Genomic DNA, 23327 nt, shown 5'->3' on the forward strand with positions numbered 1-23327 from the left:
GCGTGTAGATTATATTAATTAAAAAATTTCTTTTATTTTTATTCGAATTTGAATTTATCCCTGCTTTACAGCTTCAGTTAGATGTTCAATACTTTTACACATTATTTTCTGGAGGTTTCTACCTAAATTACTGGTAGCATCCTCTTCCATATAATTTAAAGTTAGCGTTAATTTCCCGTTTGCAGTTACCACGCCCGCAACAAGGTCTAAAAAAGGAGAAGATGAAGTAACAAAATGCAACTGGTCCAGTTTAAGAGAGCCGTATTCTTTCTGAGTTTTGACGCTGCCTAAATTGGATATCATCAGCCCTGGCATGTTATTTACCATTTGATTTGATATAGCTACTGCTTTATTGGTTTTGTTTTGAATAAACCCTGATATCTTCTGGTACCTGCTGAACTCATCAGATACCCACCTACCATAAGTGGCAACGTTAATGCCGTCTACAAGTGTGGGACTGATATAATACCCGAGAAGAGGTTCTAAAGTTTTATTTCCATTTAATTCATGCAGCACTTTTTGTTGAAATAGACTTACGTTATCTGAAAATGTTTTCTCTGGTAAATATTCAAATTCAAATTTAATGCCACTGGCTAAAAGTCCAAAAACTCGTTTAACTGGTTTTTTAAATCGGTCTCTTATATTTACAGCAATTTGTATTAGGTGGTTGCTATCATTGGATTCACCACGGATACTAAGTCTTCCAGCAAGAAATGCTACAGATAATGCAGAATTAACTGTTACATGATTTTGATGACACCATTCTATCAGATCAGACGTTTGTGACCTGGATAATTCCTCTGCAATTATTTTATGCTTATATTTTTGAGTGTAAGCCTTATGGATATCCTGGTAATCCACATCATCGAATAATACTCGCTGTTTATCCCATTTTCTGTTAACTCTTCCTATTATTAGCTTATTTTTCAATAACTTAAATTTAACCTGCAGAGGTACTGCCGGGAAATTGGCTGGTACTGGTAAAACGGGATCTATCCTTTTAACTTTGATTTCAAGGTTACTTAATAGAAACATAATATCATGGATAATGTTGGCAAGTGAAATGCCATCACAGATTGAATGCTGGCAGATAACGATAAGATCAGAAATTTCATCTGATTTTAGAAGTATAAATCTAATTAAAGGACCTTTCTCAAAATCAAAGGGTATTTTCTGTTCATTTTCAAGTATAGCTATCCACTGCCTGTTAGATTTTCTACGGGTAACTTTAAGTGGTAATGGTGCATCACATTCCTCTGTAAACCATGCATCTTGGTTGCTGTCAATAACTACACGAACCCCTATAAGTGGGTGCATTTTAGCAACTTTCTTTAAAACCTGAACCAGATCATTTTCAGGGATATTTCCATTTATGGTGGCGATTACTGCAACATTATTTGGGATTCTAAAATATTCTCTCATGACTCCTAACTTAAATTTGCTGTCCTGTGTTCCATTCTCTCTTTTCACTTCAATAGTTTTAAAATTCATTTTATCCCTTTTCTACTAATTTTCTGATTATGTTATAATCCCCTTTAGAAAATGTTTTAAAGAGGATTAAAAGAGCAAAATATATGACAGTGGCGAGTAAAACTGTGATGAATATATTTAAATGCACTGAAATTATGAATAAGGACATAATAACTGTTGCTAGGGCTGGTTTCCAAATTAGTTTGTGAAGAGGTACTTTGCAGATGAACTTGGACAGGTAGTAGAAAAGCATGATAAAGTTTACTAATTCTGTAAGTACTGTTACAACTGCAGCACCTAAATAACTGAATTGAGGTATTACTACCAGATTAACTCCTATATTAAAAATCATGTAAATAAACGTAAGCCTGATGGCTAAAACCTGTTTATTCATGGATATTAAAATTATCCCAAAGCTTGTAGTTAAAAGTAGAAGGGGGACAGTCCAGATTAAAATCTGGAGCGCCACTACAGACCCTGAAAATGCAGATTGATAGAGAAGCAGGATTATATCATTAGATAGAATGGTAATTCCAGCTGCAATGGGCAGGCCCAGAATAATCATATATTTGATAGATTTTACGTAAATTAATTGAAAGGATTCCTTTGAAGAAACATGGAATCTGGAAAGTACAGGAAATATAACCGCACTGTAAACACTGGGAATAAAAAGAAGGACTTCTATTATTTTATAGGGGGCAGTATATAATCCTACCACAATGTAACCTTGAAATAATGAAAGTAGAACTGTGTCTACCCTAAAAGCGATGGTAGAAAAAATTGAAGCAATTGATAAAGGCAAGGCTAAGGTCAGTTTGGACTTCCAAAAATTCCAGTTTACCTGTAAACTGGGCCTTGGAAACCTTGTAATCTGAATAAAAACAGTGTAAGCCAGAGTCACTCCACTTACTATCAAATAAATTAGGGCAAACCACTCTATACTGAAATTGTTGAATATTCCATAAAATACTCCTGAAAACAGCAGGATGCTGTATAAAATTGTTCCCAGGGACTGGTATTCCATTTTTTCATATGCCTGGAATACTGAATAAAAGAGCTGAGTAAATGATGTAAATAACATCCAGATTGCCAGAAGATAAACCACCTGAATAGTCTGGGAAGGGTAGTTAAATAAGTTCATAAATAACACAATGAGGCCCATTGTAATGGAACTTAAAACCAGTTTGATTACAATAAGATTTCCGGTATAGCCTGAAGAAATAGATTTATCCCTTGCAATTTCTCTTACTGCCAGTATAGAAAGCCCTAAGTCAGCTGTTACTCCCATAATTGTGGTAAAAGATATTCCAAATGTTAAAACACCAAAACCGGATACTCCAAGATAACGGGCCAGGTAAATGGTGTAAAAGAAAGCCAGAATATAATTAACAACTTGAGCGATAAAAAGGATGCTTGTATTTTTAAAAATTCGTTTTGCAGTGTTCATTCCTACTCCCCACAGGTATCAAACGGCGTAAAATTCTCGTGGATCCATAAATGAATCATATTTATGGATGAAAATAATGTTTAAATCTGGATCTTCAAAGATACTTAGAACTGAATCCAGGAATGATACAAATAAAAGAATCTCAAAACATTCATGCCTTAAATGATATTTGTAGAGATTAATGGCTAATGTAAATGATGTAATCTGTGCAGAAAATAATATTCCAGTGTTATTTGCAGTTATTTGTAAAATATTCCGATTGTCACTCAATTTAATCATAAAATGCTATTTTGAGTTTAATTTAAAAATAAGAAGTAGATTTTCACATAAACACCTATTCATAAAGGTGGTTAGTCCATTTAAAGAAGTTTTTATTAGATATAATGGATTATTAGGTTTAAACATAAACCCTGGTGATTTTCTACAATATTTTTAGTTTCTACTTGAGAAATGGAAGATGGACAAAATGAGCGATGGTAACAATGATAAAAATTCATATAGGTTACTTGAAAATTATAATAATTTATTAGAACAATTTGGAAAGCTTAAAAATGGCCATATGGCTGCTAAAGTACTGGTAAGGATAGGGGACCTTTATAGGGATCTCATGAACCATGGTAAAGCTATGGAGAATTATAATCTTGCCCTTAAACTTTTTCATGACGAAGATGATACATGGGGAGAAGCTTTTACTCTTGAATCTATGGGTAACCTTTGGAAAAGTGCGAAAGTGTATTCTGAAGCACGTAAATTTTATCAACAGTCCTTAGAAAATTTCCAGGTAATTGGGAATTGGGAAATGGAAAGGAATATTTTAAACAGGATTTCGGGCTGTTATCTAGCTGAAGGATCTATAGACGATGCACTGGATGTTCATAAGAAGATCGATGAATTACCATTAGACGTGGCCCAGTTTTTTATAAACCAGGTACATATTAAAAGACTGCTAAATGAAATAGGGGGTATTAGGCCTACAAGGGCACAGTCTTTAACTTTAATTTCTTATAGTTTGATACTTATACTGTCTGAACTGGTAACTACTTACTACATGACCTCCTGGGGGATTATTTTACATGTAATTTTAATTTCAAGTCTGGTAATTAATTCTACACTGACTAAGTCCGTTAAATTTTCATACCTTTTACAGGCCATGATTTTACTGCCTTTAATAAGGATCATGAGTTTGAGTATACCTGTTATGGAGTTGGAGCCTCTTTACTGGTTGGTTCTGATGTCAGTACCTGTTTTGGCTGCTGTATGGATGTTAATGCAGGGCCAGTGCCTGAATAAGGAAATTGTCGGGCTTAACTCAAGGAATTTAATTTTACAGCTGCTGGTTGGCATTACTGGTCTTGGTTTTGGGTTTGTGGAGTATTTGATACTTCAGCCCACTGCTCTTATATCAAATTTAAGCCCAGTAAATGTGATTTTTGCAGGTTCAATTGTGATAATATCCACAGGATTACTGGAAGAACTGGTATTTAGGGGAATTATCCAGAGAAATGCTGAAAATATTATGGGGAAAGCTTGGGGGATCATTTTTACTTCCTTGCTTTTTGTAGGGTTTAACATCAGCTGGAACTCTCCCCTGGATTTACTCTTTATTTTTGGAGTTTCAATCTTTTATGGGTATATATTCCAAAAAACGCGCAGTATAGTGGGGATAAGCGTTTCCCACGGCATCTGCAACGTGGTTCTTTTTATTATACTGCCGTTTTCCTTAATTTGAGGAGAAAATAACAATTTTAATGCAATGTTTTATAGGTAAATGGAGGAAAAACATGATATCAATCATCACAGGCACAACAACCAATGTAACAATGAGTCAAATAATGGATTACAGTATTGTAGCAGTGCTTTTTTTATTACTGTTCCTTTCACTTAGAAATATAATACGTGGAGAGATCTCAAACCGGCGTAAAGTGGGAATTTTGATGCGCAACCTCAACATAGTTTCAATACCCCTTTTAATAATGTTTATAACTATAATTATCTACAGGATATACTCATCTTCACCTTTATTCTCTAGTTTCTAGTAATATTAGATGGATTAATATCTTTTCATTTTAGTTGTAAATATTGTGGTATAGATATAATCTTCTATTTATTCTCTAATTTGTAGTTAGTAAATTGTTATTGAATTTTGAATAAATAATCTTTGACTTTAAAATTGAATAAATAATTTAGGATGCTATTTTTAATTCGTTATAGTACACTATAACGAAGTCGGCAAAATTCGTAGAATTTTAGAAAAATGTTTACAAAATCTACGATTTTGTAACCGCGAAAATCTTTGATTTTCGCATGCTTTGCATTTTTCTAACTCCCAAAAACTTTCAGTTTTTGAGGATTTTGTGTCGTTAAAAATTGAAAATTTTTAACAGTTAGTAAAAATTAAAATTTTGGCACGTCAAAATCATAGAGTTTTGACAGTAAATTAAAAACTAAAAAACTCATTGAGCTGGTATTTTATATATCCAATTAAAAATTGATTATATCCACTATTTCATGCAAACTGTCTATACAAAAATCTGGATCAAAATCTTCTAAAAATGCCCTAGATCTTATTCCCCATGTAACCGAAATGGTAGTTATTTCCAATTCTAGGCCTGTTTTTATATCTTCTTCAGTATCACCGATAATTATACATTTCTCATCAGGACTACCCCTTAAATAGTCTTCAACTAATTTATTCTTAGGACCTTCACCGCAGATTATAGCTTTAAAATAATTTTGCAAGTCTAATTTTGAGAGTTCCCAGTGAAGATTTTCTGTATTATTCCTTAATGTAACCAGAACCAGATCAAATTCATTATTTAGACAGGATAAGACCTTTTCTGTTTTGGGGAAAGGTTCATCGTACTGTAGGTATGATTTTTTTTCTATTTTTTGCAGCCATTCCTCTTCAAAACTGTCTATAATCTCATTTGATAAAGATGCAGGTAAAATATCACGTGTTTTTATACCTGCACGTTTCATGTTCCAGAATTTTTGGGGAGAAAATTTTGATTCTTCATGCGGCATTCTCTCATCAAAGATATCCTTATAAAGTTTGTAGTGCCTTTTGGAAGTATCTAATAAAGTCCCGTCTAAATCTAAAAAAATAGTTCTGGGTATTTCAATCACCACTAAGGATAGATAAGTTTTGCGATACTAATTTAAATATACAGACTTCTGCGCTTTTTCAGGTCGTTTTCGTATTCACTGATCTTTTTCATATTTGTTAAAACTGGTTCGGTGTCCATTCCCCGAATCCATGCGTAGTCAGGAGGTAATGGGTTTATTTTTTTCTTTATTTCAGGTAATTCTTCGCCGAAAGCTAATTTTAAATAGACATAAGGCATGTTAAGCCCTAATTTTGTAAAAAACAGACTTGTAGTGAAAAATCTACCTATATTTATTTCAGTAGGATTCGGCATTCCTTTGCTATCATAGGTCATATCTACTGACCAAACACCGTGAGGCTTAGAATCTACACTTAAAATAGCTTTTTGGGCTATTTTATCCACTAAAGGGTCTGATACCGTAACTCCTGTACCGGTTATACCTGTAACTCCCGACAATGTTCGGTCGTTAAATGCCCAATTCAGCCGTTTTCTTCCCTGTGCAACTATCAGTTCTCCTTTATCCCATAAAGACATCCATGTAACTGAGGTAGGGCTTAGATATTCAGCTGCCATAAATTTACCCCATCCCTCAAAATAATCGATCCAGCTTTTGGCAAAATCTACATCTGAAGTGGGTAATGCACCATTACCTGCCGCTCCTTTAATCGATCTAATCCAGATTGTATTCCCTAAATTTTTGAAAGCTTCTTTTAAATCGTCTTCATCTTTGATAATTAATGAGTCAGGAACCTCAATTTCAGATTTTTCCCATATCTTCCATGATTTTAATTTATCGATGCAGTTTTCTACCGATTCATGTCGGGGTAAACATGTAATTACATTCATTTTTTTCAGCTTGTTCCTGAATCGAGATATTGCAAGTACTTCGAAGTCATTTTGTACATGGATAAATTCAGGTTCATTTTCGCTTATTATTTCTTCAAGAATTAAATAATAATCTTTTTCCATAGCATTTGGAATTAAATGGCGTTTTTCAACATTTGCCTTGCAGAGATCATAAGGATCGCTGGTCATTCCAATTATAAATACTTTTTCTGATGATTCCCTAATTGATTGGATGAAATTATTGGAAGGAGTTCCACCAGCTCCTCCTACAAGTAAACGTTTCATTTTTTGACCCCTTTTTAGATATAATCTATTATAATTTGATTTGTTATTACTTCGAAGCTAAATAACACAAACATCGCCGTGTAACTTATTTAATTCTTCTCAAGTTCTATTTTTTTAACTAATAACTTTTGATTAATTAACTTTTGATGAATAAATCCTTTATTTAATCTGTTTAATCATTTATGCACATGTCTACAGGATAGTTATAATGTGTTTGTGAATAATTTCAGAATTTTAAGAATTGTGATTAAACACCTAATTGTTATAAAACTAGAAAAAAATAGTATAAAATAGTTAAATGAAAAAGTTAATTTAATGCATAAAAGAGGATATTTCTATTATCTGATTAAATGCAATTTTATAATTAGATAGTATATGATTAAGTAAGTTAGATATTTAGGAAGGTTAGTTAAATTTTAATAGGTTAAAAAGGGAAATTTTTTTATATTACATCTCTAATTAAAGACAATTTTATAATCTGATTAAATAAATTAAATATTTAGAAAATTTAATATATTTTAATAAGTTAAAAGGATAATTTCACTTTCACCTTACGTCTTCAATTAAAATTATTTTACCCTTTTCAAACTGAAAAACAGATTTACCTTCTAGTTTAACGAGTTCACCTGATTTAACACCGCCTTCTGGAAAATCCGCGGCTATAACTCCCTTAAAACTAATCTTATTTTCTACTGTATTGCCCTCAATTACCTGTTCAATAATTTTCAACTCTCTTTTTTCAAATAAGCTCAATGATTGTTCTGCCTGTTTCTTTAGGATGTCAATACCTTTAAGCTGGACATTTACTTCTCCATTTGTGGTGTTTTTAAGTTCAACATCTTCATGGACATTTCTAAGCATCCCTGCAACGTCAAATTCGTTATATGATTTAATGTATTCATCGATGATCTGTTTCATGCGTTTTTCTTTCATGATATGCCTCTTGGTCACTGATTTAATCTAAATTACTTTTTAAACAATTTATACCTTTTATTTTAGTGCATATGTTATACAATGTGTACCATTCACTTTAGCAATAATAGTTCCCTGTTCATTCTTGAAGAATTTATCTTCTAAATCATCTGAATTTAAACTGCAAATCAGTTTTAAATTTTTGTCTTTTAAAAAGGAATCTAATTTTCCTTTTTCTATTCCAAAAGACCATGGTTCATTTGCATCATTTACCTGTTTTAAAACTTCAGATTCTCCATAATAAAGATTCTCTCCCCTTAAAACAGATGAATAAACGTAATCAAAGACAACTTCACTGTTTTCTCCAGCAAATTGATCTATTATATGGAATGTACTTTCAATAGCTTCATGATCTAAATACATGGTTAAACCTTCTAAAATGAATAAAGATCGCTTATTCTTTTGAAATCCAAATTCTATAAGTTTGTCCTCAAGAGATTCCTTATTAAAATCAATTGAAATGAAAATAACATTTGGGTTTAATTCAATTCCTCTTTTTTTAAACTGGTTAATTTTAGCTTCTTGTGTTAATGGTGCATCTAATTCAAAAATTTTGGTTTTCTTATTTAAATCAGCAAATCTAATCCCCCTTGAATCAAAACCTGCCCCAAATATCAATATTTGGTCAAATTCATTGGAAATTGCTTTTTGGAAGACAGAATCAATGAATTTTGTCCGTGCAATCACATATTCATACATGCCTTTAGGCACGTCTTTAGGGAAATTTAACCTATTTTTAAAGAGATATTTAAGTGCTCCAGTTTTAGCAATAGGTACCATAAATTTGGGGAGTAATTTGGGGGCTATGTAATCATTACTTTTATAGTGTGTCTCTTTTTCATAAAATGAAGCTGCTCTTATCATGCAGGTAAATTCTGCAGTCCTTGATGTTTTATTTTCAATTCTTTTTCCTGTTTTTTCCATAATATCTCTCGAATATTATTTTTCTATAATTTACTTTGTTTTAATGCCTTCTAATTTAGTCATGGGAAAAATTTTGGTTTTATCCGATTAAAATCTTTAATATAATCTCTTTAATTTATTTAAAGGTTATATTATATTAAAATAATTTTTTGACATTTAATAGAGCTAACTGTTGAGTATGGTATTAATTTTTTCGAATTTAATGTTTTATATTACTATTTTTGATTCAAATTCATATTTTAAATTAAAAGAATTAATTTAGCACAAATTACTTTAAAATTGTTTTTATTTTAGTTTTAAACAGATTAATTTAATTAAATAAGTCAAATTTATAAATATTTTAATCACATAACCTCAGTTCTGTTTTTAAACAGTTATTTTATATAACGCCGCCGGTTACCGCTGGCGGCTCAAGTAGTAAGTAGGAATAATGATTTAATCTCCTAAAAAAAGAAAAATTAATGAATTTAGATCTTAAATTGGAAATGTAAAAATAAAACTTTTTTACAGAGCCATGCTTACTTATAATATTTACCTGTACATTCTTCAATAGTTACTTCAATTACGCCTGTACCCCTTATCACATTATCAGGCATCTTGGTCCCTTTTAAATGAGGAGTATATTTTTTCACAATCTTATTCAGTACTGCTTCTTTTAAATCAAAATTATCAATAATTACTGCAGTTCCCATGATAACAATGCTTTCATATTCTGTATTTACATCACATGGTTTTTCATCGAGGATAAAACCTTTCATAAAATAAGTTTCAAAGCACACTTTTTCATTAGCCTGAATATTGCTGATTTTCTGCCCTTTTGGCAGCCCGTGGATGTAAATTTTACCTTCATGGTAAGTGAAATGTACAGGGACCACGTATGGATATCCATTTTCATTTATGGTTGCCAGGTTGCCCACTGGTTGTTTGGTTAAGAGTTTGGTTATTTCTTCTTCGCTCAACTGATGTTTTCTCATTCGATATTGCATAAATTATTTTCCTCCTGATTTTGGATAAATTTCTACAAGAAATAAAGTTTCAATTAACAGTTTAATATAATATTTGATTTAAATTTAACTAATACACATCTAAAATGATTATAGATGATATTTCTTTCAACTATGAATATTCTTTTTAAGTAGGTGTATGGAAAGAGTTTATTATGATTTTTTATTTTATCTAATGCATTAAAAGTGATTAATGATATTTTTTCAACTATGAACATCTTTCAAATTGGAAATATAGAAAGAGTTTATTAAGATTTAAATTTAACTAAAATACATTTATGATATTTCTTTTTAAGAAGCGAAACTAATTATACTTAAAACAAATATTTCTTTTTACAATCAATTGAGTGAGAAGATGCAGGAACAGATAATTAAAATCTATGAGAAACTTTATGACCTTTACGGCCCGCAGGGCTGGTGGCCTTTAATAAACCACGAGGGGACAAATCCAACAAAAACTGGGGCTATCAGGGGATATCATCCTGAAAATTATGACTTGCCCATGAAGCGGGATCAAATCTATGAGATAATCCTTGGTGCAATTTTAACACAGAATACATCCTGGTTGTCTGCAGAAATGGCATTATTTAACCTCGATAAATTAAATGTAATTGACCCTGAAAAATTGTTAAAGTTAGATGATGAAACCTTAAAATCAGCCATCCGCTGTGCAGGATTTTTAAACCAAAAAGCGATCTATATCATGGAAATAACTAAATTTTTTATAGAAATCGATGGGAAGGTCCCAACAAGAAAAGAATTACTGGCAGTTAAGGGTGTTGGTAATGAAACTGCAGATTCGATTCTTCTTTATGCTTATAAACAACCCCAATTCGTAGTTGATGCATATACAAAAAGGATATTTTCTCATTTAGGAATTGTTGGTGAAAATATAAAGTATGCAGAACTTAAAGAACTGTTTGAATCAAATTTGCCTGAGAATGTGCATCTTTATCAGGAATATCATGCTTTGATAGTGGAACATGCTAAAAGATATTACAGTAAAAAGCCTTATGGTGTGGAAGATCCGTTAAAGGATTTATTGAAGGTTTAATCAGTTATGTTTGATTTTAAAATTTAAAAATAGAGCAGTTTAGTCTGTTAAACTGCATCTTTTATTATGGTAGAGAATAATTTAATATTTGCATATTAAAGCCTCTAATTTCGGATTTAACTAGAAATTTTGTTTATAGTTCCATCACCGTTTATTAAAGGGGTTATTTTTGGGGTTCCAACGTAAGAGATCTGTCCTACGCCATTAATGGTGGCATTTAGTGTATTTGATACTCTGACTACTGCATTTCCTGAACCATCAATAGTTATTACGGCTGTTTTACTGGTTAGGTTATCACCAGAGTATTTTCCGGCTCCTGAGATGTGTATGTCCTGATCATTGACATTACCTGAACTAATTAAGTTACCTGCCCCAATAATCAATATTTTTAAAGTATCGGCGCTTAAATTAGTTAAATTAGCGTTACCTGCCCCATCAATTCTTATTTTTAAAGAGTTAACTTTTAAGTTATTTGATTGGATATTTCCACTGCCTAAATAGTTAATTGAATTGATATCTTTCACGGTTAAATAGTATCTAATTGTTTTGGTGGGTAAAATTGGATTATTATATATTTTAAGAGTATTGTTGCTTACATTAGTTTTAATATAAGGCATGAGATTATCATCTGCTTCAACTGTCAAGGATTCTTTATCTCCCTGAGTTATAATGAGTGTACTTGCTCCATCAACTGAAACTTGATTAAAATCACTCACATCTCGCGATTGATTAATTATCTTTCCTGATCCTTGGGTGTTTTGCACTATACATCCGGATGCCAGCACAACAATTAAAAGAATTAAAGCTGTAATGATGTATTTTTTCAAAATATTTCCTCCTATTTTCTATTTATTAATTTGTTAGTTAGTTATATACCTATAAAAACAGTTAATAAAGCTTATTCCAGGATTCAATCCAGTTTAAACCTCATTTTGATCTAATTTTCTTCAAAATTCGCTCCAGTTTGTATCCAAATTCAAAAAGTATTCTACTAATGTGGATAAATGTTTACATTTGAAAAAAAACAGACTCTGTAAATTAAATAAATAAAAAATTTAAAAAAATAAAACTGTTTAATTGATTTAAACTGTTTATTTTCAGTTCATTTAACCTGTAACCTGTTTTATACTTCCAGCACCGTTCAGCTGTTTGGTTACCTGTGGATTGCCGATGTAAGATATCTGTCCTGCACCATTAACTACTGCATTTAATGAGTTAGATACTTTAACTGTTCCTCTTCCTGCACCGCTAATTGTTATGGTCGCTATTTTGCTGGTTAAATTACCTGCGTTATATTCCCCTGCTCCAGAGATGCTGATATCCTGATTGTTGGCAGTGCCTGACATGGTTAATTTGCCTGCTCCTGAAATTATGATTTTAAGGGCTTTAACGTTTAAATTGCTTAAACTGCCTTCACCTGCCCCATTGATGTTTATGGTCAATGAATTGGTGTTTAAACCGTTAGACTGGATTTTTCCCCCTCCAGAGTAACTGATTGAATTAAGGTCTTTTACTGTTAAATAGTATTTAATTGGTTTGGTGGGCACAACTGGATTGGTGATACGTATATTTAGAACGTTATTGCTGACGTTGGTTGTAATATACTGCATGATGTTGTCTTCTGCTTCAATTGTCAGGGATTCTTTGTCCCCTTGAGTTATAATAAGCGTACCTGCACCGTCAACTGAAACCTGATTAAAACCACTTACGTTTTGTGACTGGTTCACTACATTACCAGACCCACTTGTACCTTGCCACGTACATCCTGATGCAGCTACAACCGCTAAAATAACTAAAGCTGCAATGATATATTTTTTCAAAATATCCCCTCCCTATTTATAAGTAATATTCTGGTCTTATTAGCTTATTATTTCTTTTGATTTTTCATACTTGTCTTTAATTTGCATGTATCCTCTTCTGTTAAAACTGCAACCGCGCATACAAATAGTGCAGCCACTGCACAGATCTTTTATAACTTTTGTCCTTGTTTTTCCATTTTCAGAAGATTTTTCTTGAATAATTGCGTTTCCAGGGCAGTTTTTAATACATTTACCACATTTTGCACAAAATTCAGGGATCCATGAGTGATCGTCATCTGTATTTACTGGTAAATTTTGAATACTTGTAAATATAGCAGACAGCCGCTGTCTTGGACCAAACTCGGGTGTTATAAGCATTCCATGTGTTCCTCTATAACCTAAACCTGCTTTTTGGGCTAAATGTGGATACATTACAACTCCTCCTGCAGGATGACTGGCGTGGGCGGCAAATCCATTTTCCCTTAAAAATCCCGCAAGTTCATTGGTCTTTTTACCAAGCTCATCGTAGGTTACATTACTCATCTCATGAGTTTCAGGACTTGGAGCTGCATCAACGGCTTTTTTGTTTAGAACCTTGTACTACCATGAAATCCATATGGCAGGCTGTTAAAAGAGCATAAGTCAACATTTATTTTATCTTCTTCAGTTAATGCATTAAAGGGCATTGATTTGCGCATATACTGCAGTTTATACAAATTTTTTTGCAAATATGAATGTCAGGTTCGATATCAATGTCTGTAGCAACTGCTGTAAATACTACTTTTGAACCCATTTCTGGATGAATTATCAGGTTGTTCCTGCCGAAATTTCCTAAACCTGCAGCCAGTGCAGCATGACGGAGTGAAACATATCATGAAAGTAATTCTGTATTTTTATCTACATTTACAGGTCCTGCTCCATGTACTGCCATTACATTGGTTTTGAATTGTTTTTTTTTTACAAAGCGGACCAGTTATATGTGCATGAATGCGAAAATTCTGTTACTATTTTAATATGGGGCAAACTGGTCATTCTCGCTTTCACAGTTATCGATCTGTTGAATTGCTAAAACTAGGATAGTTCTGGCTTCAGGAAAAGTTCTTTTATAAGAATAGAATTAAGGTTCCTGTAATTTTGGACTGAAGCAAAAACAGTATCATCTATTCCTAATTCTTCTGCATAACTCTTAATCTTCTCTTTTATTGAAGATCCATCTTCCATTTTTAACCCCTTAAATTTAACATTTAAGTTTCAAGTATTTTGATCCTGTCCTGCTATGCAAATTCTGCAAACAGCTCAGGGATTATCTTTTTGATTTTCTTTAACGGGACAGTAATAGATTCCATTTTCCTGTTTAATTCTGAATCCTCCAAAATTTTGTTAACAAAATTTGGGGTTTGAAAAATGCTCTGTATTTTTCTCAACCTCCTGGAAATGGCATTCCTACAGCGTGAACTGGTTCATACATTACAAATGTTGTGTAAATTGTGTATGATCCGGTAAATTTTGAAAAAATGAATATGGTAGTCATGTTCAAGTTCAACCTGTTTTTGTTGTTCTTTCAAGATTTCAATGGCCTTTGAAGTTCATCAGCATTTACGAACCATTCATACTGTTTATTGTTGTCCTGTATTTTCTTGATGCGCATTAAGAATGATTGGATATATGCATCTAACTCTTCACGGTAACCTGCAGTTACATAGATGGTTTCTTTTTTCATATGGACCAGTGCTGCCATTATATCAGTTATGTCCACATTCCTTGCTTCCTCTTTCAGAGCATCTAATAATACCTGTCTTGGAACATCCTGGGAAAAATCAATATTTTCAACTATCCTTGAAAACACCTTGAGTTGCGAACGTATATGCTCATTTAAAACCATAATAATTTTTATACAGCTTTGTTTATTTTATTATGCCATTTTAAAATGTCTTATTCTTTGTTTGGAGTTTAAAACACTTTTTATCCTTAAGATATTTTGACCGTATACAAATTATTTGTATACAAATAATATTTCAAAAAGTATATAAATTTTTTGTCAACCTATAACCGATCCAGTAATTGGAGAAGCATCTGGAATTCCTCGTCTGAAAGTTTATTTCTAAATTCCTGGTCAAGATCAGGGATAATTTCTATAATCTGGGGCAGGAGAAGTTCCTTTGATTTAGGAGTTAAGCATACAAGAACAGACCGGCGATCGCTAGGGTCTTCTTTTCTTTTTATAAGCCCCCTCTTTTCAATCCTGTCAAGTATTCCAGTAAGAGTTGAACTGTCCATATCTAACCTGTGCGCTAAATCTTTGAATTTTACTTCATCTTTATCCCATAAAGCGCTGAGTACATAAAATTGAACAGGGGTAATATTAAAAGGGGTTAATTCACGTTCATAATACCTATTTACTTTACGTCTCACTTTATTAAGCTTGAAGCAGATGTATTTTTCAGGTCCTTGTATATTTCCCATAGTTTCAACCTCTTTTAATAAAAAATAATATTGGATTCATAGTTTTATTTTGTGGGCATTTTTTATTTAATTTTATATTTTTATGATTTAAATACTTCCGTGAAAATTGCAAATTAAAAAAAGCTATAATTATTTGAGATAATGAAACTTTTAAATGTATAAAAATTGAAAAAAATTTAAAAATATAAATTAAATAAGAATTTAGAACCTTTTTCTGTCTAGAAGCTCCTGCATTTTACCTGGATTCCAACCACCCGATGCTGATTTAGAATGACCTACCTGCTGCACGTATCCAGTTATTCTATCGTACCATTCAACTTCATTTTTTTCTCCACATGTAGCACAGTTGTCCTGTAAACCTTTCATCAAGGTTTTACATTTCATACAGAAACTTAAAGCTGAGCTGTAAGCCCAGAATCCTATATCTGATTTCTTGGCTATTTTATTTGTAAGACCCATGAGTGACTCTGGGTCTGAATAAGATTCTCCCATAAATGCATTGAATATATGGCCTCCAAGTGTCATAGGGTGGAATTTCTCTTCTATCTTAATCTTTTCGGGGAGTAGCACATCTGCATCCACAGGAACATGAGATGAATTGGTATAGTAATAGGATCCTTTGTTACCATATGTAATAGCTTCATCTCCAAATTTCTCTTTATCTAACATTGCGAATCTGTGTGCTGTTGATTCTGCAGGTGTCTGGAGAACACTCCATCTTAATCCTGTTTCTTTTTTAAGTTCTTCTGCCTTTTTATTGAAGTATTTTATTACATCTAATCCTAATTTACGGGCGTTATCATCTTCAATTCCAGCCCCGCAGTGAGAAAGCAGCATTTCGTTTAGCCCTACAAATCCAAAGGATAAAGTTGAATTGTCTATATTATAGTACTTTTCACCGTCTATATCTTGAGTTAAAAATGGTAAAAGGTTATAATTATCAAGGCAGTTAATGGCCTGATTTCTACGGAATTTTAAGACTCTTTCTGCTAAGTTAAGGTAGGAATCAACGTATTCAAATATATCGCTGTCATCTTTGGAATTGTAAGCAATTCGTGGAAGGTTCAATGTAACAAATGCCAGGTTACCTGTTCTAAGACAATCATGAGACCAGTCGCCAGTCCAATTGTCAGTTAATGATGTCCTGCATCCCATGTAATTGGCCAGGTTTCCCCTGTAGTCAGGGAGCATGTTAATGAAGTAAGGTGTCCCGAATTTTGCGGAAAGCTCATGGACACGCAGTATATCTTCCTTAAATTCATCTTTTAAACATTCTTTTCTTAAAACATAAGCTGTATTTGGGAAGAGATGTGGTTTGCCATCTGCATCTCCTTCAAGCATTATTTCGGTAAATGCTCGTTGTAAAATTCGTGTTTCTTCTTCAAAGTCCCCATATGTTCCCACAAGTTTTCCTTTAGGTCCGTAGGCGGGTTCATCTTTTAAGAAGTTAGGGACTGTAAATTCTAAGTTGATGTTTGTAAATGGAACCTGTGATCCCCTTGCGGCATAAGCCATGTTTAGATTGTATATTAACATCTCAACTGCTTGTTTTACTTTTTCATAGGGCAAACCTGTTGCAAATGGGGCTACAAATACATTCCAGAGACACATAGATTGTCCTCCGCTCATGTTCTGTTGAGCTGCAAGCATTATTTCCCCTGCGTGGTTCATTAATGTCTCGATGTGGTTGGGAGCGCCTGCCACGGAAGTGTGATCCCCCGTACCGTCTACTTTAAGTCCATGTTTTATGAAAACCCTCAGGTCATGCTGTAAACAGTTTAAAGGACGTGCTGAGAAAAATTCAAGGTCATGAATGTGTATATCTCCACTCATATGTGCATCTGCAAGCTCATTTGGAAGATTGAGAAGTGCATATTGTTTTAAAGCTTCATCTGCAACATATTTATGGATAGTTTCAGGGTTATGTATCATATTAGCATTATCACGTGAACCGTTTGTTATAAGGTTTGTTATATTGTAGACAGGGATACCTAACCTTGTGTATTTCCGTCTAATGGTTTCAAGACCATTTTCAACGAGCTTGGTGTTCACAATTTCCCTGATCATGGGGGCAGTTAAATATTCAACATCTAATTTTTTAAGTTCCTTCCAGACTTGCCCTGCTATTTTTCGTGCAACTTCTCCAGAAGCATCTGTTTCTACAATTAAAGTTTTTTCAATCTTCTTTTGATCAAAAGATTCTATAGTGTCCCTTGATGTTCTGACCTTCATGGTGTTAGCTGATTTATACTTATCTGCAATTTTTCTATTGATCTTTTCAAGTTCTTCATGTACCATTGCTTTAATTTCTGATGTGGATATATCGTCGTAGGCTATAGCTGCAATTCGTGAAGCAATTTTTTCAGAAACCCTTAGTGGAGCTCCAACCATTAAACAGGATCTGACTATTTTTTCCTGATTAAATCGTTCTAATATACTGTTGTTTTTAATAACACACATCTTTGATTTTGTAATGAATGTTTCCATAACATTTTTATCAGTTATCTCTGAATTTTGCCTTTCTAAATTGTCTTCCATTATAACACCTGTATAAACTATTTTTTAATTTATTTTTATATCAATTATTTGTGTACTATTTATTTGTATACAAATTAATTATATAAAATTTTTGGGTAGGCGATTAAAAAAATGAGAATGGATTTTTTCAGTTAAAAGTTATTTCTGGTAAAAATAATAAGCAGTTCAATTTAGCTGCGCACTATCTTGCTGCAGTAGCGCTCTAATAAAACTACAGCTTCAGTAATAGTACTTAAATCCATTTTTACTTTTGAGTTAGCAATAAAATTAGATATTTCTCTAGTATTCATCACAGTATAAGTTCTCGGCATCTTTCTAACTGTAAAATTATTATTGGGGAATGCAACAATTGAATTAAGCAGCATATAATCAATATTTAAATTTTTAGAATCTAAAAACCTTTTTAATTCTATTGCATTCAGCTTAACCTGCTGTGGATTCAGGATAGTTTTTGAGACTATTTTACCAATGTTATCAATCCATTTATTTTCGTTTATGATGTAATGACCGCGGAGATTATTGATATGGATTAAAAAGATGCCTGTTGGTCCAATTACCACATGATTAATTTTTATTCTTTTATCCCTGATTTTCAGCTTATTTAAAATAAAATAGCCTTCAGGTAGATTCTTAAAATAATTTGCAGTTGAATTTTTTTTCACAGTTATTCTCCGCTGATTTACATTATTAACGCGGGCCTTCATTATTTTTCCATTTCTTTTACCATATAAATAAGTAAGAACGCCAGTGGCCATAATAAAAACAGCTGTAATGTAAAGAAATATTATCTGCAGAGATAAATTCAATAAATTGTCTGGATTTTTAAAATTATTTGTACTTTGAGATATCAAAAAAATGGGAGACACATAAGCTAATATGAATACAAATAACCCTATGATTGCAAGTATAAAACCTGCAGTGGTAATTTTGGCATATTTTGAATGAATATTGAAATTTTCTTCATCTTCATAATCATTAAGGTTAATATTTTCATTGTTATAGTAATCATCGAAGTTTTCATAGTATTTCAACTGCAAGCCACATTTTTCACAGGTTTTTAAAGCCTCGGGATCAAAAGGTGGTTCTATTTCATAATAAATTTCACACTCATTGCAGATTAAATAAGGCATTTTTAGCACCTGTAAATGCTGTTATTTAGTAATTCATTTAAAATGTACAGATTTCATTTTGAAATTTTTTTATATTAGTTGATACATATTATTAATAAATAATACAAACATTTATAAATATTTTACCAATTAGGGACTTATGGAGGTACTGAAATACAATTTTCAGTTATAATATAAAAAAGTGGTAAGATTATTAAAATTAGCGTGATATTATCTATTTTAATTGAATTATAATTATTCATTCTCAAAAACAATATCTTTAATATATGAAACACCAATAACAGCCTGCTTAATTTTTGTATTGTCCAGCAGATGGCGCATATCCATAAATTTTCCTTTATTTACTGTATTTTTAATTGTTTTATCTAAATTGCATGTTTTTTTAAGGGGGATATGTTTGAAAATAACAGCGTGGTTATGTAAGATCAGTTCGTTATCTCCAGTATTTGCAGGATTTAAATAGAACAATGTGTGTAAGGCTTCTTTTTCTAGGGTTGATATGCTTCCACTAAGATCCATACCCACACCGAAGCTTACCATTGTTTCCCCATGATATTGGGGCTTACTGTTTATATCCATCCAGTCTTTAAAGTTATCTTCGTGTGTTATCATCTGGTGATTTTCAGGTGCAAATTTTTTAACAGGTGCAATTTTAACCCCTGAGCTGTAAAATTCATCTAAATCTGCCTGCATGGCTATACTTATAACTCCATTGAAATTGGGCTGAGTTTGACGTGCAATATTAAATACAGCAGCATAAAGAGCGCTTATAGTAAAGCTTTCTCCATTTTTAGCTTTTACAATCATTATGTCATTAAAATCTCCTTCTAATGCTGCATTAAACCCTGTATGGATAGTTACATTTCCCGTATCTTTATACGGAGTTAAAAAGTCAGGGGTATCATGCCCGTCTGTTGGGAGCCAGACCATTGTCCCGCCTATGGTAATCATTTCACCGAGAATTTGCAGGTATTCATTTATATTATCTCCTAATGCACCAAGACCGATGGAATATTCAGTTTCTGAGAATTTTCTAGAATAAATATCTTTCTGCTCTAATTGAGCAAACAAAACCTTAGATATGTCTCCAACAGCCTTCAAAATAGCAGATTTCTGTGATGATTTATAAATGGTTATTTCAATATTATTTTGAGTATAGGTGGGTACTTCATTCCAGTTTATTTCTGTTTTATCTATTTTCTCTGTAATGTGGGATATTGCTTTTTCTTTTCCAGTATGGACTAAAAATACATTATCTAACCCCGTCATTTCCAGTACTTCTGAGGGGTATTGATTTACATGGCATAAATGGAGGTCTCCACCTCTTTTTTGGAGCTTTTTATTTACCTGAAGAAGGACCCTGATACCAGCACTGCTTAAATAATGGACATCTTTCATGTCTATAATTATATGAGTATCGTTCTTTTTAATTACGTGATTAAATGCATCATCTAATTCTAACGCCCCAAATGCATCTAACCTTCCTTTAACAGAGATTTGCAGGATATCATTACTTCTTTTGGTATTTATGTCCATATAATCACTTAAAAGGGAATTATATTTATATGTTTATATATTAAATTTTATAACTGGAATCAAAACTATTTATCGGTAAGTAAGTTGTTAACACAACATGATTACAGTGATTTAGGTTTAATTTTCCCTAATTTTAAAGGCTCAACAATGGCTGCCCCTACCAGTAACCCCAGTGAAATAGCAACAACGGTCATTACAACTGCTGTAAGGTTGTTAACGGCTGAAAAGTAATTTTGGCCTACAAGTGATGCTATACTAATAAAACCTATGGAACCCGGCACTAAAATCCAGAAAGCAGGTAGTATCGATACAAAGCTGGGAGTCCTAATTGGCGAACGCCCTATAAGAGTCCCGCTGATTGTCATAAGAAGTGAACCTAAGAAAGCCCCTGAAAATCCGCCAATAAAATAGTTTCCAAACTGCTGTCCAAAGAAAGCTATGTAGAGGACCAGCAGTATCCACGGCAGGTCTCTATTACGTATGGACATGAAAAAGTACATTCCAACGGCAAAAATCATGACTCCAAAGAAGGATATCCATCCTTGACATATGTTGAAGGGGACAGTGGCTATAACTTCTTCTTGAGGCAAGCCTATTATCTGCATTCCCATTAAAACTCCAAAAAGAAGCAGGAATAGAACTGCCACCCCATAAATAACTCTGCTTGAGCCGGAGATTATATTCCCTGATGCGAGTTCAAACATCCCTGTTGTAAATGTGGCTCCGGGTAAAAAATAGGCCAGGGCTGGAATCAGCACTGCAATAGATCCTACTATTAATCCCTGTTTAATTCCCCAGAATATAAAAATTGAGACAAGCAGAGCAGCAACTACGGGTAATATAAGCCCTAAACGCGGGCGATTTTTCCCTAAAATTAGCAGCAGCCCAACAATTGCTCCTGCCCCTCCAGATGCAATTAACTGCTGGAGGGTAGGCTGTAAAAGCATCCCTAAACCTATGGCAAACAGTATATAACCAATTAGTATGCCTGCAGGGCCAAAACGGTGTTTTTGCGAAAGAATATCTTTAACACGTTTTTTCCCTTCAAGTGGAGATATTTCAGCTTTTTCGGCTTTGTATATCAGTTCATAAAGTTCTGAAACCTGATGCAATGGTAAGGAACCGGGTAATTGATTAGCTGCAGTTAAAGGGGCTGATTCTTCATCACCTAATTTTATAATTAGAAGGGTAGGAAAGACAATTATTTCGGCTTTAACGTTATATGCTTCTGTAATATCTTCTAAAATTGACTGCACTGCTGTTACTGAAATTCCTGCTGCTATTAAGGCCTTGCCGAGTTCAGTTAAAAATTCGAACATTCCGTGTATGGATCTGCCGTCTTTGGTGCCCACCGCATTTTTAACTGATTTTAATTCGTTATTTTCACCCATTATAAAACCGTTTAGCTTTTAAACTCTTTTTTATTTAATTTTCATTTAAAACATATTATTTAAGTAATGTTAAAATTATTTGTAACTTACTTTATTGATTTGGGGTAATTTAGTTGTATGGATTTATCAAATATTTTTGAAGAACCCGTTATGCAAAATTATTATATCTTATTTATATTCCCAATGCAATATTCATAAATAATAGAAACTAATAAATATTTTTAAGTAGTGAATAATCTAACTTATTTGACTGATAAATTTAAGCCGAATTAATCACTTAATTGATATTTAACGTATATAAATCTATTTTGAAAATTAAATGATTTAATAAATATAGTTATTCACTATAATTTATGATAACAGTGATTAAAATGCAATTTCCAATTACAAGAATGCGAAGACTGAGAAAAACTCCTCAGATAAGGAATATTTTAAGTGAGACAAAACTGAACCCTGAAGATTTTATTTATCCAATGTATTTTAAAGAAGATTTAAAAGATAACGAAAAAGAGCACATTGACACCATGCCTGGCCAGTACAGATATTCACTGGATGCAGGTATTGAAGAAGCAAAAAAACTGGAAGAGCTGGGCTTATCCTCAGTTCTTATCTTTGGAATACCTGAAAAAAAAGATGATAAAGGGTCATCAGCTTACGAGAAAGATGGAATTGTTCAAAGGGCAGTCCGCAGGTTAAAGGAAGAGACAGATTTAATAGTTATAACTGATGTATGCATGTGCCAGTACACTTCCCATGGGCACTGTGGAATAATCCTGAAGGATGAAATAGTAAACGATGAGACCCTGGAGTATTTATCTAAAATTGCTTTAAGCCATGCTGAAGCTGGTGCTGACATGGTGGCCCCTTCTGATATGATGGACGGCAGAATCGATGCTATAAGAGAGACTCTTGATGCAAACGGTTATGATAATACAATTATAATGTCTTACGCTGCAAAATACGCTTCTGCATTCTATGCACCGTTTAGGGAAGCTGTAAGTTCTGCACCATCTTTTGGTGATAGAAAAACCTATCAAATGAACCCTGCAAACATTGATGAGGCTTTAAGGGAAGCAGAACTTGATATGATTGAAGGTGCAGATATATTAATGGTCAAACCTGCCATAGCTTATCTTGATGTAATAAAAACCATTAAAGAAGAGTTTAAAATGCCGACTGCTGCTTACCAGGTAAGCGGTGAATATTCCATGATTAAAGCAGGTATGGAAGCAGGATATATTACTGAAGAGATTATATATGAATCATTACTATCTATTAAACGTGCAGGAGCAGATCTTATCATTTCTCATTTTGCACCTGACTTTTTAAAGGGTAAAATATAAAAAAACAGAATAATAAAC

The 23327-nt window shown here is 32.8% G+C and carries 22 protein-coding genes and 1 pseudogene; 4 read left to right on the plus strand and 19 right to left on the minus strand.

Annotated features, from left to right (window positions below; all coding sequences use genetic code 11):
• Positions 1 to 54: 54 nt before the first annotated feature.
• The 3 genes from ASJ80_RS02240 to ASJ80_RS16585 are packed head-to-tail and all read right to left on the minus strand — an operon-like array spanning position 55 to position 3187.
• Positions 55 to 1491, minus strand: a complete 1437-nt coding sequence (locus ASJ80_RS02240) for a condensation domain-containing protein (protein ID WP_069584562.1) — start codon at positions 1489 to 1491, stop codon at positions 55 to 57.
• A 1-nt stretch (position 1492) separates the two neighbouring features.
• Positions 1493 to 2917, minus strand: coding sequence for a flippase (locus ASJ80_RS02245; RefSeq protein WP_069584563.1), 1425 nt, complete (start codon positions 2915 to 2917; stop codon positions 1493 to 1495).
• A gap of 18 nt (positions 2918 to 2935) precedes the next feature.
• Positions 2936 to 3187 (minus strand): hypothetical protein, encoded by a 252-nt coding sequence (locus tag ASJ80_RS16585; RefSeq protein ID WP_141705203.1) that lies wholly within the window; start codon positions 3185 to 3187, stop codon positions 2936 to 2938.
• A 187-nt stretch (positions 3188 to 3374) separates the two neighbouring features.
• Between ASJ80_RS16585 and ASJ80_RS02255 the strand changes: the two genes are divergently transcribed.
• Positions 3375 to 4646: a CPBP family glutamic-type intramembrane protease gene (locus tag ASJ80_RS02255; protein WP_083241023.1), complete on the plus strand. Its 1272-nt coding sequence runs from the start codon at positions 3375 to 3377 to the stop codon at positions 4644 to 4646.
• Between the two features lie 52 nt (positions 4647 to 4698).
• Entirely contained in the window at positions 4699 to 4953 is a 255-nt protein-coding gene (locus ASJ80_RS02260; RefSeq protein WP_069584567.1) for a hypothetical protein, read from the plus strand.
• Positions 4954 to 5398: 445 nt separating this feature from the next.
• Here ASJ80_RS02260 and ASJ80_RS02265 read toward each other — a convergent pair whose 3' ends face one another.
• The 5 genes from ASJ80_RS02265 to ASJ80_RS02285 all read right to left on the minus strand — a co-directional run bounded on the left by ASJ80_RS02265 (position 5399) and on the right by ASJ80_RS02285 (position 10037).
• Positions 5399 to 6046, minus strand: a complete 648-nt coding sequence (locus tag ASJ80_RS02265; RefSeq protein ID WP_069584569.1) for an HAD family hydrolase — start codon at positions 6044 to 6046, stop codon at positions 5399 to 5401.
• Positions 6047 to 6075: 29 nt separating this feature from the next.
• Positions 6076 to 7155 carry an ATP-grasp domain-containing protein gene (locus ASJ80_RS02270; RefSeq protein ID WP_069584571.1) on the minus strand — a complete coding sequence of 360 codons (1080 nt, stop codon included), beginning with the start codon at positions 7153 to 7155 and terminating at the stop codon, positions 6076 to 6078.
• A gap of 546 nt (positions 7156 to 7701) precedes the next feature.
• On the minus strand, positions 7702 to 8088 hold the full coding sequence (locus tag ASJ80_RS02275; protein WP_069584573.1) for a nuclear transport factor 2 family protein: 387 nt from the start codon (positions 8086 to 8088) through the stop codon (positions 7702 to 7704).
• Between the two features lie 57 nt (positions 8089 to 8145).
• Positions 8146 to 9051, minus strand: a complete 906-nt coding sequence (locus ASJ80_RS02280) for a class I SAM-dependent methyltransferase (RefSeq protein WP_069584575.1) — start codon at positions 9049 to 9051, stop codon at positions 8146 to 8148.
• A gap of 518 nt (positions 9052 to 9569) precedes the next feature.
• Entirely contained in the window at positions 9570 to 10037 is a 468-nt protein-coding gene (locus tag ASJ80_RS02285; RefSeq protein ID WP_069584577.1) for a pyridoxamine 5'-phosphate oxidase family protein, read from the minus strand.
• 373 nt (positions 10038 to 10410) lie between these two features.
• Here ASJ80_RS02285 and ASJ80_RS02290 point away from each other — a divergent pair, with 373 nt between their 5' ends.
• The gene (locus ASJ80_RS02290; protein WP_069584580.1) at positions 10411 to 11109 is read left to right on the plus strand and encodes an endonuclease III domain-containing protein; all 699 of its coding nucleotides are present in this window, start codon (positions 10411 to 10413) and stop codon (positions 11107 to 11109) included.
• 116 nt (positions 11110 to 11225) lie between these two features.
• On the opposite strand, the gene ASJ80_RS02295 is transcribed toward ASJ80_RS02290, so the two are convergent.
• The 11 genes and pseudogenes from ASJ80_RS02295 to ASJ80_RS02335 all read right to left on the minus strand — a co-directional run bounded on the left by ASJ80_RS02295 (position 11226) and on the right by ASJ80_RS02335 (position 21966).
• Positions 11226 to 11936, minus strand: coding sequence for a head GIN domain-containing protein (locus ASJ80_RS02295; protein ID WP_069584582.1), 711 nt, complete (start codon positions 11934 to 11936; stop codon positions 11226 to 11228).
• 279 nt (positions 11937 to 12215) lie between these two features.
• Complete coding sequence (locus tag ASJ80_RS02300; RefSeq protein ID WP_069584584.1) at positions 12216 to 12929, minus strand: head GIN domain-containing protein; 714 nt, start codon at positions 12927 to 12929, stop codon at positions 12216 to 12218.
• A 39-nt stretch (positions 12930 to 12968) separates the two neighbouring features.
• Positions 12969 to 13451, minus strand: coding sequence for a 4Fe-4S dicluster domain-containing protein (locus ASJ80_RS02305; RefSeq protein ID WP_069584585.1), 483 nt, complete (start codon positions 13449 to 13451; stop codon positions 12969 to 12971).
• 528 nt (positions 13452 to 13979) lie between these two features.
• A complete protein-coding gene (locus ASJ80_RS16780; RefSeq protein WP_176720292.1) occupies positions 13980 to 14129 on the minus strand; it encodes a hypothetical protein in 150 nt (49 codons plus the stop codon).
• Between the two features lie 75 nt (positions 14130 to 14204).
• A complete protein-coding gene (locus tag ASJ80_RS17825) occupies positions 14205 to 14267 on the minus strand; it encodes a hypothetical protein (protein ID WP_141705205.1) in 63 nt (20 codons plus the stop codon).
• 61 nt (positions 14268 to 14328) lie between these two features.
• A pseudogene (locus ASJ80_RS17420) lies at positions 14329 to 14790 on the minus strand (DUF2115 family protein).
• 161 nt (positions 14791 to 14951) lie between these two features.
• Positions 14952 to 15371 carry a MarR family winged helix-turn-helix transcriptional regulator gene (locus ASJ80_RS02315; RefSeq protein ID WP_069584590.1) on the minus strand — a complete coding sequence of 140 codons (420 nt, stop codon included), beginning with the start codon at positions 15369 to 15371 and terminating at the stop codon, positions 14952 to 14954.
• A 201-nt stretch (positions 15372 to 15572) separates the two neighbouring features.
• Positions 15573 to 17909 (minus strand): anaerobic ribonucleoside-triphosphate reductase, encoded by a 2337-nt coding sequence (gene nrdD / locus ASJ80_RS02320; RefSeq protein ID WP_176720293.1) that lies wholly within the window; start codon positions 17907 to 17909, stop codon positions 15573 to 15575.
• A 170-nt stretch (positions 17910 to 18079) separates the two neighbouring features.
• On the minus strand, positions 18080 to 19039 hold the full coding sequence (locus ASJ80_RS02325) for a nuclease-related domain-containing protein (protein WP_069584592.1): 960 nt from the start codon (positions 19037 to 19039) through the stop codon (positions 18080 to 18082).
• Between the two features lie 234 nt (positions 19040 to 19273).
• Positions 19274 to 20575, minus strand: coding sequence for an STAS domain-containing protein (locus ASJ80_RS02330; RefSeq protein WP_069584594.1), 1302 nt, complete (start codon positions 20573 to 20575; stop codon positions 19274 to 19276).
• 101 nt (positions 20576 to 20676) lie between these two features.
• The gene (locus ASJ80_RS02335) at positions 20677 to 21966 is read right to left on the minus strand and encodes a threonine/serine exporter family protein (RefSeq protein WP_083241026.1); all 1290 of its coding nucleotides are present in this window, start codon (positions 21964 to 21966) and stop codon (positions 20677 to 20679) included.
• A gap of 371 nt (positions 21967 to 22337) precedes the next feature.
• Between ASJ80_RS02335 and hemB the strand changes: the two genes are divergently transcribed.
• Positions 22338 to 23309 carry a porphobilinogen synthase gene (gene hemB, locus ASJ80_RS02340; RefSeq protein WP_069584596.1) on the plus strand — a complete coding sequence of 324 codons (972 nt, stop codon included), beginning with the start codon at positions 22338 to 22340 and terminating at the stop codon, positions 23307 to 23309.
• Positions 23310 to 23327: the final 18 nt, after the last annotated feature.

Source organism: Methanobacterium bryantii, from assembly GCF_002287175.1.
Classification (GTDB): Archaea; Methanobacteriota; Methanobacteria; order Methanobacteriales; family Methanobacteriaceae; genus Methanobacterium_D; species Methanobacterium_D bryantii.